This is a genomic window from Streptomyces sennicomposti (assembly GCF_019890635.1).
Lineage (GTDB): Bacteria > Actinomycetota > Actinomycetes > Streptomycetales > Streptomycetaceae > Streptomyces > Streptomyces sennicomposti.
In genome coordinates, this window is the sequence record NZ_JAIOAB010000046.1 from 42,853 (window position 1) to 56,003 (window position 13,151).

The following is a 13,151-nucleotide window of genomic DNA, read 5'->3' on the forward strand; positions in this document are numbered from 1 at the left end:
GCGCCGCCTCCCTGGGACGGGGAGGCGGCGCCGCCGTGGGTGCGGGTGGACGTCAGACCAGCCAGCCGATGAAGTGGACGAGGCCGGCGAGGACGTCGGTGATGAGGTTCATGATCGTGCTTCTCCTTGCGGTGAACATGTGGGACATACGCGCAACTACCGTCTGCAGCCGGTCTCTTGCACACCGTAAGTATGTGTCGGCACCAACTGTTCAGGTGGTCGTATGAGCGACGATCACCTGTTCCAGCGAACACCTGATCCCGTGTTCGGATCACCGCGATGGAAGCCCGGCCCCCTCACCCCTGCGGCAGCGCCCGCTTCATGATCTTCCCCATGTCGTTCCGGGGCAGCGCGTCGAGGAACCGGACGACGCGGGGGCGCTTGTGCGGGGCCAGCCGCCGGGCCACATGGTCGGCCAACTCCCGTTCTCCGGGCGGCGAGTGCGGGTCGGCCGGGACGATCCAGGCGACGATCCGCTCCCCGAGGTCGGCGTCCGGCTCCCCGGTGACGGCGGCCTCCCGCACCCCCGGATGTTCGAGCAGCGCGTTCTCGATCTCGCCGGCGCCGATCTTGTAACCGCCGCTCTTGATCAGATCGGTGGCCTTGCGGCCGACGATGCGCACATACCCGTCGGCCTCGCGCACCGCCATGTCCCCGGTGCGGAAGAAACCGTCGGCGGTGAAGGCGGCGGCCGTCGCGTCGGGGCGGTTGAGGTACTCGGTGAACAGATTCGGCCCGCGCACCTGGATCTCGCCGACCGTCTCCCCGTCGTAGGCCGTGATCGGCGTGCCGTCCTCCTCCACCAACCGCAGCTCCACACCCGGCAGCGGCACCCCGACCGTCCCCGCCCGCGCCTCGCCGTCGGCGCGCACGCTTGTGTTCATCAGTGTCTCCGTCATGCCGTACCGCTCGATCACACGCCGGCCGGTGGCGGCCGCGATCCGCTCGTGGTCGTGCACGGGCAGCGCCGCCGACCCGGAGACCAGCAGCCGGGCCCCCGCCAGCGCCTTGGCCAGCTCCGGATCGCCGGGCAGCGCCTCCGCGATCCGGTGGTACATGGTCGGCACGCCGAACAGCATCGTCGCGCCGCCGCTCAGCTCCGCCGCCACGCCCCCGGTGCTGAACCGGCCCAGGTGCCGCACCGAACCGCCGCGCCGCAGCGGCCCGAGGACGCCGAGGACCAGCCCGTGCACATGGAACAGCGGCAGCCCGTGCGTCAGCACGTCCTCGCCGGTCCACCGCCAGGCGTCGGCGAGCGCGTCCAGGGTGGTGGCCAGGGCGAGGCGCGGCAGCACGGCGCCCTTGGGCGGGCCGGTGGTGCCGGAGGTGTACACGATCAGGGCCGGGTCGCCGTCCCCGGCGTCGGCGAAGGGTCCCTCCTCGCGCGCCTCGACGTCCACGTCGATCCGCGTCAAGCCGGCCAGCGCGGGCGGCAGTTCGTCACCGGGCGCGGCGAGCACCACGGAGGGCGCGCTGTCGCCGAGGATGTGCGCCAGCTCCTTCTCCCCGGACTTCGGGTTCAGCGGCACGGCGGCTGCCCCGGCCAGCAGCACGCCCACCACCGCGACCGCCGTCTCCAGCTCCGGCGTCGCCCACACGGCGACCCGGCCTTCCCCGCGCACCCGCGCGCCCACGGCCCCGGCCGCCCCGGCGAGCTGTCCGTACGTCAACGAGCGGGGGCCGAAACGCAGCGCGGGACGCGCGCTCGGCGCGTCCGTGAGGGCCGGAAAGAGGGAGGACACGCGGCGACTCCTGGTGGCTCGGGGTGACTCGGGGACGACACCCCCGTTCCTACCCCACGAGCGACGCCCTCCGCCGCCGCGGGGAGCGTCGCGCCGGTCACTTTCCACCCGGCTCGCGCGTACGGGCCCTCCCCGCCCGCTACTCGTCCGCCGTCCGCGTCCGCTGGAGCAGCCCCCAGGTGAACTCCGCGACGACCTCGCGCCGTACGCCCCCGCCGTCGGGGGCCGTGAAGGCCAGCCCCCAGCGGGTGGGCGCGGTGCCCTCCAGGGGGCGGGCCGGGGCGAAGGCGCGCGCCGCCTCGTCCACCGTGCAGGACCAGGGGGTCAGGTCGTCCAGGGTGCGCAGGACGGGCGGTTCGGCGCCGGGCGCGCGGACCAGCCACTCGTTCCAGACCTGCCCGTTCGGCCCCACCAGCACCTCGAAGCGCAGCTCCGGCCAGAGCGGCAGCGGCCACTGCCGGGCCTCGCAGTCCAGATCGCCGATACGGCGCGCCGCGGCCGACTCGGGCGGGCCGAGGACCGAGCCGTAGCGGGACGCGGCCGAGCGCGACCTCGGGGAGCGGACCATCGCCTGCCAGCGCTTGTTCGCCTCCCGCATGTCCGTGAGCGAGACGCCCAGTTCCCGGCGGGCGTCCGCCACCAGCTCCGGATTGTGGTCGGCCATCCGGCGCAGCAGCACCAGCTGGAAGTCGAGCGGCGTGAACGGGGTGAAGGACGCGGGCATGAGCCCATCGTCGCCCATGCCCGGCCGGACCGGCGGCCCGTAGCCGAAGGCGGCGTGCACCCCCGCACCGCGTGACCCGTACGACCCATTGCCGCCCGCCCCCGCCCATGACTAGCCTGTGTTCGTCATGCCGATCGCCTGTTGAAATCTCGAACACAGGCCTGGAACAGCGGAGGGGGGCCGGTCGTGGGACGCCTCGTACCCGCCGTGACCCGGGCTCTCGACATACTGGAGCTCTTCCTCGACGGGGACGGCACGCTGTCCGCCCCCGACATCGTGCGCCGGCTGCAACTGCCGCGCACCACGGTCCACGAGCTGGTCACCACGCTCGCCGCCCGCAAGTACATCGTCCAGGTGACCGGCCAGCCCGGACGCTACCGGCTCGGCGTCCGCCCCTACCAGCTCGGCAGCCGCTACGCCGAACACCTCGACCTCGCCGCCGAGGGCCAGCAGGTCGCCCGCACCGTCGCCGAGACCTGCGACGAGACCGTGCACGTCGCGATCCTGGAGGACACCGACGTCATCTACATCGCCAAGGTGGACTCCACCCACGCGGTGCGCATGGTCTCCGCGGCCGGCCGCCGGCTGCCCGCGCACTGCACCTCGGTGGGCAAGATGCTGCTGGCCTCCCTGCCCGAGCGGGAACTCGCCGCGCGCATCCCCGACGACGCCGAACTGCCCGCGATGACCCCCGACAGCATCACCGACCCCGCCGCCCTGCGCACCGCGCTCGCCGAGATCCGGCAGCGCGGCCTGGCCGTGGAGAACCGCGAGTCCAACCCGGACGTGAGCTGCGTGGCCGCCCCGGTGCGCGACCGCACCGGACAGGTGGTCGCCGCCCTGTCCATCTCCGTGCCCATGATCCGCTGGAGCGAGGAGCGCCGCGCCGAGCTGGAGCAGCTCGCCGTCAAGGGCGCCGCCGACCTGTCCGAACGCCTCGGCCACCGGAGTGCCGTATGACACCGCAGACCCCCGCGCCCGAGTACGAGGTCGCGCTGGACGCCCGCGCCGAGCTGGGCGAGGGACCCACCTGGGACCCGGCGGCCGGCCGGCTGATCTGGCTCGACATCCTCGCCTGCCGGGTGCACACCTACGACCCGGTCACCGGCCGCCGCACGGTGCGCACCACCGAACAGCACGTGGGCGCGGCCAAACCGCGCGCGGGCGGCGGACTGGTGCTGAACCTGCGCGACGGCGTCGGCCTGCTCGACCCCGACGGCGCTTTCCGCTGGCTGCACCGCGAGCCGGTGCCCGGCCGCCGGGGCAACGACGCCGCCGTGGCCCCCGACGGCTCCCTGTGGGCCGGGACCATGCGCTACGACGAGGCCGAGGGCGGCGGCACGCTCTCCCGCCTCACCGGCGACGGCTCGGCGCAGACGGTGCTGTCCGACGTGACGGTGAGCAACGGCACGGGCTGGAGCCCGGACGGCCGCCTCATGTACTACGTCGACACCCCGACCCGGCGTATCGACGTCTTCGACCACGACGGCGGACGGGTCGCGAACCGGCGGCAGTTGGCGCTGGTGGAGGAGGGCGCCGGGTTCCCCGACGGACTCGCCGTGGACGCCGAGGGCTGCGTGTGGGTCGCCCTGTGGGACGGCGGGGCGGTCCGCCGCTACACCCCGACGGGCGAGCTGGACCGGATCGTCCGGCTCCCCGTGCCGCGCCCCACCGCCTGCGCCTTCGGCGGCCCCGCCCTCACCGACCTCTACATCACCACGGCCCGCGTCGGCCTGACCGCCCCGCACCCGCTGGCCGGGGCGCTCCTGGTCGTCCCGGACGCGGGCAAGGGCCTGCCCCAGCCGCCGTTCGCGGGCTGAGGCGACCGGCGGGGCGGGACGCGTCGGACGGGGCCTTCGCGCCCCGCCCGGTCCGGGGCCCGCTCACCTCCCCGTCCGGTCCAGCTCCTCCAGGATCTTCCGCTCGGCCGCCGTCAGCGGCGGCCCGGACAGCGGGGGCAGCAGCGGGCCGCAGGCCACGTCCAGGAGGGTGGCCGGGCGGAAGAGGTGCTCGGGGCCGGCGAGCAGGCTCGTCACGTCCCACAGGACCGCCGCCGCGCGGTAGGAACCGGTGGCGGCCCGGGTCAGGCGGCGGCTGTAGGCGGTGACCAGCCGGTCCGCCGCGGTCGGCCGCGCCCCGCGCGAGTCCGGGTACCACACGTCCTGCCCGACGGCCGCCGCCCACGCCGCGTCCACCGACCGGGCGGCCCCGCGCTGCACCCGCCGCGCGAACCCCGGCGCGTCCACCCCGGCCCGCCCCGCCTCCTCGCCGAGCAGCCGCGCGCCCAGCGCCGCCACCGACATGCCCTGCCCGTAGGCCGGGTTGAAGGTGGCCACCGCGTCGCCGAGCGCGACGAAGCCCTCCGGCCAGCGCCCGGCCTTCTCCAGATGGCGCCGCACATTGCTGGTGCTGCGGCTGATGTGCACCTCGGTGAGGGGTTCGGCGCCCGAGACGAGCCGGCCGACGATCGGGTCCGGCAGGGCCAGCGCGTACGCGAGGAAGCCGTCCGGGTCGGCCGGCGGCTCGCCGCCCCGGGTGCCGGCCAGGCTCACCATCCACCGGTCGCCCTCGACGGGCATCACCATCCCGCTGCGGCCGGGCGCGGACGCGTACGGGTCGGCCTGTACCACGGTGAGCGGGAACTGCTCGGCGCCGGCCGGGGTGCGGTAGACGCGGGTGGCGTTGACCAGGCCCGAGTCGACGGTCCGCGTCCGGATCCCGGTGATCCCCAGCTCCGCCAGCCACACGTCGATCCGCGACCCGCGCCCGCTCGCGTCGACCACGAGGGCGGCGGCCAGCTCCGTCTCCGTACCGTCCGGCTCCGCCACCCGCACGCCCCGCACCCGGTCCGCGTCGCCCACCGGCCCCACGGCCCGCGCCTTGCGGATCCGCACGCCGGTGTGCGCGACGACGGCCTCCCGCACCGTCCAGTCCAGCAGCGCGCGGGTGCAGCTGAGCATGCTCGGGCCGTCGTGCCGCCAGCGCCGGAACCAGCCCTCGGGCGACAGGCCCAGCATGCCCGAGCCGAGGGATATCTCCCGCGCCCCGGCCGCCAGCAGCCGCCCGCGCAGACCCGCGCCGGGCAGCACCTCCTCCATGGCGGCCAGCCCGCCGGCCATCAGCAGATGCGCGTGCCGGCCCTGCGGCAGGCCCTTGCGGTGCTCGGGTCCGTCGGGCAGGTCGTCGCGGTCGAGTACGACCACCTCGTCCACGGCGCGGGACAGCGCCGCCGCGGCCAGCAGACCGGCCAGACCGGCGCCGACGACGACGGCCCGGCGGCCGCCGTCGGTCCGGGGGACGCCGTCGCCACGGGAGACGGCACGGGTGCGGGTGGCTCTAGCGGACATGGAACTCCTCGAAGTCGGCCATGGTCTCAACCATGGGAGGTCCGCACGGACTTGTCGGGCACGGCGGCGCCGGCGGGCGGCCGGGCCAGCGCCTCGGCCAGCTCCACCAGGCCGCAGGTGCCGGACACCTCCGTGGCGTGCAGACGGTAACCGCTCGCCGCCCGCGGCGGCTCCTCGCGGGCCGCCGCCCGGCGCGCGGCGTCGGCGAGCATCGCCGCCTCCGCCGCGATCCGCGCCTCGTGCGCGCCGCACCCCGCGTCCAGGGCGGCGGCCAGGGCCTGTTCCCGCACCCGGTCGTCGAAGTAGGGGGCGAGACCCAGCAGCGCGTCGTGGATGGACACCTCCCGCCAGTGCAGCCGCTCCCGCGGCAACTGCCACCAGGCGCTCGGGGGTTTGGGCGCGGTGGACGCGAACCCCACCCGCGACCACAGCGGCCCGAGCCTGCGGTGGTCGCGCAGACTGTTCAGTTGCGCGACCACCGCCGGCAGCAGCCTCGGCAGCACGAAGCCCGCCGAGCACAGCAGAGCGCCCAGCGAGGCCAGCGGCGGGGCGACCTGCGTCGACAGCGCGTCCAGATCGTGGCCCGTCCAACGCGCCGCGACAGCCGTGTACTTGGTGAGCTGGAACCCGAACACGTCCAGCAGCGACCCGGCCAGGATCAGCCGCAGCCCGGCCCGCAGCAGCCCGGTGACCTCCCGGCTCCACTTCACGCACAGCGTGCACATCGTCACCGTGGCCGCGCTGTGCCCGAGCAGATAGAGCAGGATCATCTCGCGCAGATACGGCGTGTTGGCGTAGTACGTGTCGAGGTCGGTCAGCCGCTCGGTGCGGGCGTCGCCGAGCGCGAACAGCACCACGATCGCGGCGATCAGCGGCACATACGCGGCGATGCTGCGCAGCACCATCCGCCGCACCCGCTCACGGGGGCCGCCGCGCCAGTGGATCAGCAGGATCAGCAGCGAGCAGCTGTACGCGCAGAGCATGCCGTACGTCAGCGGGGCGCCGAAGTTGGGAATGCCGGTGAGCCGGTTGACGGCGGACAGGGTCAGCGGCGCCGAGCAGACGAACACCAGCGAGCCGAGGAAGATGGCCACGCAGGTGGAGACGGTCAGCGGGTCGCGTACGGCGGTGCGCGGGCGGCGCAGCAGCACCACGGCCGACAGCCCGAACAGCCCGGCCGCCAGATAGACGACGAGACTCACGCCCGCCACCCCCGCCGGGCCCCGGCGCGCACCCGGCCGACCGATGCGCTCCTCACAGCGCCCCCGTCGGCGACGTCCCGCCCCGGACGTCACCCGCGGGCATCTCGCCGACGGGGATCTCGGCCGCCGTGATCCGGGCCGCCCGGATCTCGGCCGCCGTGACCTCGGCGGCGGGTATCCAGGCCGCCGTGACCTCACCGACCGCGATCTCGGGCGCCGGGATCTCGGCCGCCCGGACCCCGCCCGCCGCGGCCTCGGGCGCCGGAATCTCGCCTGCCATGGCTTCGGGCGTCGGGGTCTCGGCCGCCATGGTCTCGGGCGTCGGGATCTCACTCCTCGCGGCCCCGGCCGTCGGCACCCGGCCCGCCGTGACCTCGCCCGCCGCCGGAAGCCCGGCGGCCACCGCGTCGCCCGACAGGACCTCACCTGCCAGGACCTCACCTGCCAGGACCTCATCCGTCAGGACCTCATCCGTCAGGACCGCGCCCGCCGTCGTACCGCCCCGGTGGGCGGCCCCCGGGGCCGTCCCCAGGGCGTCGGCGACGCGTACCAGCACCGCGGCCCCCGGGACCGGCACCGTCAGCCGCCCGGTCCCGGCGCCCCCGGGCGGCGCGAGGCCGTCCGGGGCCCGGAGGGGCGGCCGGGCGCGGTCGTCCCGGCCCTCGGCCGCCGCCCGGGCGACCGCCGCCCGGATCACCGCCGCCCACGCGGCGGCCTCCGCCTGCTCCTTGTCGCCGCCGGCATCCAGCGCGGCGGCGTGCACGCGCTCGTACAGGGCGTGGTCGAAGGTCGCGTCGAGATAGCCGAGGGCGTTGTGGATGCTGGTCTGCCGCCACATCAGCCGGGTGGTGGGGGAGGCCCAGCGCGGGCGGGGCAGCCGCAGCGCGTGCCGGGTGAGGACGCCGTCCAGCTCCCGCTCCAGCGGCTCCAGCCGGGCGTAGGCGCGCCGGGAGCGCCGCCACTGGGTCAGCCGGGGCCCGGCCAGCGGGACCAGGATGCCCACCGAGGTCAGCAGGGCGCCCAGCCCGGCGGCGGCCGGCGAGACCGTCGTGCCGAGCCGCGACCAGTCCCGGCCGCACCAGCGGGCCACGACGGCGACCAGCTTGGTCACGCTGTACCCGGCGTTGCACAGCGACCCCGTCCCCAGCAGCACCAGCCCGGCCCGCAGCCGCCCGGACACCTCGCGGGCCCAGCACAGCGAGGACACCGTGGTGACGGTCACGGCGGTGAGGTGCCCGAGCAGGTACAGCACGATCATCTCGGCGATGAACGGCGTCGTCGCGTAGTAGGTGTCCAGATCCGTGCGCCGCTCCACCGGCGCGCTGCCCAGCGCGAACATGACCGCGATCCCCACGAGCACCACCGCGTACGCCCCCACCCACCGGCGCACCACCCGGCGCACCCGCGGCCCGCCGCGCCAGTGCACGATGAGGACCTGGGAGGCCGCGCTGTAGGCGGTGATCGACGCGTAGGTCAGCGGCGCGGCGAGGTTCGGCACGCCGCTGAGCCGGTTGACCGCGCCGACCGTGGGCGCGGCCCCGAGCAGGAAACACACGCCGGCCAGGCCCAGCACCGCGCAGATCGCCCGCAGATAGGGGTCGTGCCGGTGGCGTATCAGGTCCGGTGTCTTCACCGCCAGGCCCAGCCACAGCGCGCCGCAGCTGACGTAGTTGATCAGGCCGGTCATCTTCTCCGTGTCCCGCGGTAGTTGAGCGCCGCGCCGATGCGTCCGGCCACGCCCTCGTCGGCGGCGGGAGCGGCGGCGGGCGGCACGTCCGCCGGGGCCTCCTCCAGCCAGGTGCGCAGCCGGCCGCCCATGAGCATGCCGAACCGGTCGGCCTCCTGCTCGTCGGCCAGGCTGAAATCGGTGCGGGCGGCGACGGGGCGGGGAGCGCCGGCGGGCACGGCGGCGCCGGCCGTTCCCGCGTCCTCGTCGCGCCGGTTCATGTGCCACACCTCGTGGCAGAAGATGACGATCTGGTGCCAGACGGCGGCCCGTTGGTCCACGACAACCACGTCCTGCGTCTCCGCCTCCAGCCACAGCCCGCTGGCGGTGTGCGGCGGGAACACCTCGCGGCGCACCACGACCCGGCGCCCGCGCCAGGCGCTGACGGCGTCGACCAGCGCGGCGAACAGCGCCTCGGGGTCCGCGGGGTCCGGCACCCGGATGGTGTCGATGAGAGCGTCGGCGAGCCGCCGCATCTCCCGTTTCCTACGCACCCGCACCCCTTCCGGCCGCCCGTGCCACGGCGGACCGTTCGAGCCTACGCGGCTCTGCGTGTCCGCGTCAGGCGATAACGCGACCGTTCGTTCAACGCCCAACGAAACGGCCGCCAGCCGCTGCCGCCCCGGGCGGTACGCCGCCGCAACACCCCTCGGCGCCCCTTCCCGGAGCCCGGAGCCCGGAGCCCGGAGCCCGGAGCCCCGGACCACCCCCAGGCGCCCGGAGTCCCGGACCCCAGGCGCCCGGAGTCCCGGCGGCCTCAGCGGCCGGGCGAGTGCACCGCGGCCACCGGCACCCCGCCGGCCGTGCCGCCCAGCAGCGTCAGCTCCACCCGGCCCGGCCCGGACGCCGTCCTCGCCTCCGACAGGACGGCCAGGGCCAGGGTGTTCGTGCCCCGGGTGCGCAGGATGCCGTTCGGCAGCACGAAGGTGTGCTGCGGGCCCACGTCGTTGACGTACTGGCCGAGATTCCAGCCGTTGAGGAAGATCTGCGCGCGGTACGCCCGCCCCGGATCGTCCTGGAGCGTCAGCCCGACCGAGGCGTCCACCCCCGTCGGCACGGCCAGCCGGAACGTCGTCCGGTACCAGGTCACGCCCTGCCGCCACTCGGCGCGCGGGAAGGCGACGGGCTCCCAGTCCCCGTCCGGGAAGCCGGGCAGATGCCAGCCCGCCCGCTCGCCGTACAGCCCGCCGTTGTTCAGCGGCCCGCGCACCGGGTCCGGCGCGGCCTCGCCCTGGATGCGCCACACCGCCTTCGGCGCGGCCCCGGTGAAGGAGACCGCCGTCAGACCGCGGGCCGCCTTGTGCGTGTCCCGGGACGCGCCGTCCTGGTCGTGCGCCATCCGCCGCACCAGCACGGACAGCACATGCCGGCCGCCCGCGCGCAGTTGCCCGGGCACCTCGAAGACGGCCGTGTCCGTCCATGTGCCCTTGCGGATCGTGGAGTTGTCCGGGACCGGCATCCGGTGCGTGCCCAGCGGCTCGCCGTCCAGCCACGCCATCAGCAGGCCCAGGGTGCCGGTGCTGTAGGAGAGCTTCACCGACTCCAGACCGGCCGCGTCCGTGAGCGTGCCGCGGTACCAGACGTCGCCGTAGTGGAAGCCGTAGTCGTCCGCGAAGAGCACCGGCCGGCCCTCGGGCACGGGAGTGGTGCTGTGCGAGGCCTTCTTGTCGGCGATCCGCCACGCCGAGTCGTCGAAGCCGGGCGCCGACTCCGGGTTCTCCGTCCGGGCCCGCCAGCCGCCGAGCGCCGGCAGCCGGAGCTTCGGCACGCCGGGCAGTGGGGCGGCGGCGCGCAGACTGTCCGCGCCGGTCGCGACCGTCTCCACCGCGCGGCCGTTCCACGTCACGGCGTCGGCGCCGCGCGGCCCCCACACCTCGAGACCGGCCGGTGCCGCCGTGTCGCCGGTCAGATGCACGGTGGAGTCGCGCAGCGCGGCGGTGCGCAGCAGCCCGGGCCCGTACACCAGCACGGAGCCCGACGGCGTGTCGTACGGCCACAGCCTGAGCGAGGCCGCGTCGTCGGCGAACAGCACCAGCAGCGGCCGGTCGTTCCCGTCGCCCTCGACCCGCGCGCCGACCAGCCCGCCCGCGCCGAGCGGCGCGGTCAGCCGCAGCAGCCCGTCGGCCCACACGTCCGCCGCCTGCTGGCTCAGCCGGGTGACCAGCGGCTCCTCGGGGCACTCCAGGACCACCCGCGCCATGTCGCCGCGCCGCCCGCAGAACACCACGATGTCCTGCCGGCCCGCCGACATGAACAGCATCGGCTGCGCGGTCGCCGACCGCAGCCGCCGCGCCCCCAGCCGCAGCCCGGTGACCAGCAGCCGCGCGTCCCGCCCCGGCACGTCCACGGGCAGTTCGTCCCCGCCGGAGATCCGCAGGGTGCTGGACGCCTTCTGCTCGCCGTCGTTGCGCAGGACGTAGACGTGGGCGCCGGTGTCCGGATTGCGCAGGTGGTACGTGGTCAGCCCGGGCGCGCGCACGTCCGCCGCCCGGTCCAGCTTGGCGAAGTCCGGGATGGTGCGCAGCATGTGCCCCGTCTGGTGCATCGGGGCCAGCTTTGCGGTGAGCTGCCGGCCCTCGGCGATGGCCGCCCCGTAGTCGTACGACGTGTAGACGACCGGTGCGGGCAGCCAGCCCCAGGAGGTGCCGCCGAAGGTCATGTAGACGTTGTGCGCGGTGATGCCGTTGGCGAGGTTGGTCAGATGGAAGCGGCGCTCGTAGGCGGCGTCGCGGGTGCGGCGCGCCTCGGCGTACCCCTTGCCCTGGAAGAACGCCCCGCCCCACGGGTCGAACCAGCCGCCCCCGAACTCGGGGATGAACCCGGGCGTACGGGGGCTCGCGGTGGCCCCGCCGGTCTTGCCGCCGCTGCCGAAGGCGCCCCAGTCCGGCGGGGTCTGGGACGGCGAGGGGTAGCCGTCGAAGCCGTACAGCCAGCCGCCCTGCTCGCCGCCGGTGTCGAAGCTGCCGGGCGTCCAGTGGCCGTTGCGGCCCTTGTCGTTGTGGAAGAGCGGGACGTCGATGCCGTCGGCGCGGACCTTCTTGTACAGGTGCGACATGTAGGCGCGGCCGGTGGGCTCGTCCACGTGCGCGTCGTACTCGTTCTCGATCTGGTACAGCAGCACGGTGCCGTCGCCGCGGGTGAGCAGATGCCGGGCGGCGATGGCGTTGACCTGGCCGAGCCACTCGTCCACGTGCTTCAGATACGCCGGGTCGTCGGTCCGCGCGACGCCCTCGGCGGCGGTGAGCCAGCCGGGGAAGCCGCCGCCGTCGACCTCGGCGTTGATGTACGGGCCGGGGCGCAGGACGACGTAGAGCCCGGTCTCGGCGGCCGTGCGCAGGAACAGGTCCAGGTCGCGGACGCCGGTGAAGTCGTACTGCCCGGGCGCGGGCGAGTGGTAGTTCCAGGCCACGTAGACGCTGACCGCGTTGTAGCCGTGGGCGCGCATCTTCTGCAGGACGTCCCGCCACAGGGACGGGCTCGGCAGCCGGAACGGGTGCATCTCGCCCGACCACAGCACGAGGCGCCGGCCGTCGACCAGCAGCGAGTAGCGGTCGAAGGCGACGGTGTGCCGCCGGCCGTCGGGGCCGGGGGCGGGCGGCGGGGGACCGGTGGGCAGCTCGCGCGCCGCGTACGCCGACGACGCCCCCGTTCCCGCACTGCCGCCCAGTGCCAGTCCGAGCGCGGCGGTGCCCGCGAGGGCGCTGAATGAACGTCTGCTGAGCGCCAAAGCTTGTGCCTCCCGGGCGGATCTTACGGGGCGCGGGTCCCGCCATTCTCCATGGTGCCGGGCGTCACAATGGCCGCATGAGGATCTCGGCACGGGCGGATTACGCGGTACGGGCGGTTCTGGAACTGGCCGTACGGCACGGCGACGCCCCGGAGGCCCCGGTGAAGGCGGAGACGATCGCGGCCGAACAGGGCATTTCCCACAAGTTTCTGGAGGGCATCCTCGGCGACCTGCGCCGCGCGGGCGTGGTGACCAGCCGGCGCGGCGGGGGCGGCGGGTACGCCCTGGCCCGGCCGGCGTCGGCGATCACGGTCGCGGACGTCATCCGCGCGGTGGACGGCCCGATCGTCTCGGTACGCGGCGAACGCCCCACGGGCCTGACGTACACGGGCTCGGCGGAACCCCTGCTCCCCCTCTGGATCGCCCTCCGGGCGAACGTCCGCCGCATCCTGGAGGGCGTGACCCTGGCGGACATCGCAACGGGCACCCTCCCGGAGGAGGTACGCAGCCTGGCAGCGGAACCGGGGGCTTGGGAGAACCCTTGAGGGGGTGAGTCCTTGGGGGGTGTGTGAGGTGATCGCGGGTGGGGCGGGGGAGTGGCCCTTGGGGGGGTGTGAAGTGACCGTGGGGTGGGGGAGTGGCCCTGGGGTGGAGTGAAGGGTGACCGTGGGTTGGGGGAGTGA

General features: G+C 75.1%; 10 protein-coding genes. 3 read left to right on the top strand and 7 right to left on the bottom strand.

Annotated elements, in window-relative coordinates:
* Positions 1 to 296: 296 nt before the first annotated feature.
* Both K7787_RS22955 and K7787_RS22960 read right to left on the bottom strand, forming a co-directional pair.
* Positions 297 to 1,742 carry an acyl-CoA synthetase gene (locus tag K7787_RS22955; RefSeq protein WP_223002752.1) on the bottom strand — a complete coding sequence of 482 codons (1,446 nt, stop codon included), beginning with the start codon at positions 1,740 to 1,742 and terminating at the stop codon, positions 297 to 299.
* Positions 1,743 to 1,881: 139 nt separating this feature from the next.
* On the bottom strand, positions 1,882 to 2,484 hold the full coding sequence (locus K7787_RS22960) for a hypothetical protein (protein ID WP_223002753.1): 603 nt from the start codon (positions 2,482 to 2,484) through the stop codon (positions 1,882 to 1,884).
* 168 nt (positions 2,485 to 2,652) lie between these two features.
* Here K7787_RS22960 and K7787_RS22965 point away from each other — a divergent pair, with 168 nt between their 5' ends.
* A complete protein-coding gene (locus K7787_RS22965) occupies positions 2,653 to 3,426 on the top strand; it encodes an IclR family transcriptional regulator (protein ID WP_223002754.1) in 774 nt (257 codons plus the stop codon).
* Positions 3,423 to 4,286, top strand: coding sequence for an SMP-30/gluconolactonase/LRE family protein (locus tag K7787_RS22970; RefSeq protein WP_009188435.1), 864 nt, complete (start codon positions 3,423 to 3,425; stop codon positions 4,284 to 4,286). The genes K7787_RS22965 and K7787_RS22970 overlap by 4 nt, the downstream gene beginning before the upstream one ends.
* 63 nt (positions 4,287 to 4,349) lie before the next feature.
* Here the strand turns inward: K7787_RS22970 and K7787_RS22975 are convergent, their stop codons facing one another.
* The 5 genes from K7787_RS22975 to K7787_RS22995 all read right to left on the bottom strand — a co-directional run bounded on the left by K7787_RS22975 (position 4,350) and on the right by K7787_RS22995 (position 12,468).
* Positions 4,350 to 5,813 carry an NAD(P)/FAD-dependent oxidoreductase gene (locus K7787_RS22975; RefSeq protein ID WP_223002755.1) on the bottom strand — a complete coding sequence of 488 codons (1,464 nt, stop codon included), beginning with the start codon at positions 5,811 to 5,813 and terminating at the stop codon, positions 4,350 to 4,352.
* Between the two features lie 26 nt (positions 5,814 to 5,839).
* Positions 5,840 to 7,015 carry an MAB_1171c family putative transporter gene (locus K7787_RS22980; protein WP_223002756.1) on the bottom strand — a complete coding sequence of 392 codons (1,176 nt, stop codon included), beginning with the start codon at positions 7,013 to 7,015 and terminating at the stop codon, positions 5,840 to 5,842.
* 52 nt (positions 7,016 to 7,067) lie between these two features.
* The gene (locus tag K7787_RS22985; RefSeq protein ID WP_247721184.1) at positions 7,068 to 8,702 is read right to left on the bottom strand and encodes an MAB_1171c family putative transporter; all 1,635 of its coding nucleotides are present in this window, start codon (positions 8,700 to 8,702) and stop codon (positions 7,068 to 7,070) included.
* On the bottom strand, positions 8,699 to 9,217 hold the full coding sequence (locus K7787_RS22990; protein WP_043260783.1) for a hypothetical protein: 519 nt from the start codon (positions 9,215 to 9,217) through the stop codon (positions 8,699 to 8,701). The genes K7787_RS22985 and K7787_RS22990 overlap by 4 nt, the downstream gene beginning before the upstream one ends.
* 281 nt (positions 9,218 to 9,498) lie before the next feature.
* Positions 9,499 to 12,468 carry a beta-galactosidase gene (locus K7787_RS22995; protein ID WP_223002757.1) on the bottom strand — a complete coding sequence of 990 codons (2,970 nt, stop codon included), beginning with the start codon at positions 12,466 to 12,468 and terminating at the stop codon, positions 9,499 to 9,501.
* Positions 12,469 to 12,545: 77 nt separating this feature from the next.
* On the opposite strand from K7787_RS22995, the gene K7787_RS23000 reads away from it, so the two are divergent.
* Complete coding sequence (locus K7787_RS23000) at positions 12,546 to 13,013, top strand: RrF2 family transcriptional regulator (protein ID WP_009188427.1); 468 nt, start codon at positions 12,546 to 12,548, stop codon at positions 13,011 to 13,013.
* Positions 13,014 to 13,151 lie beyond the last annotated feature (138 nt).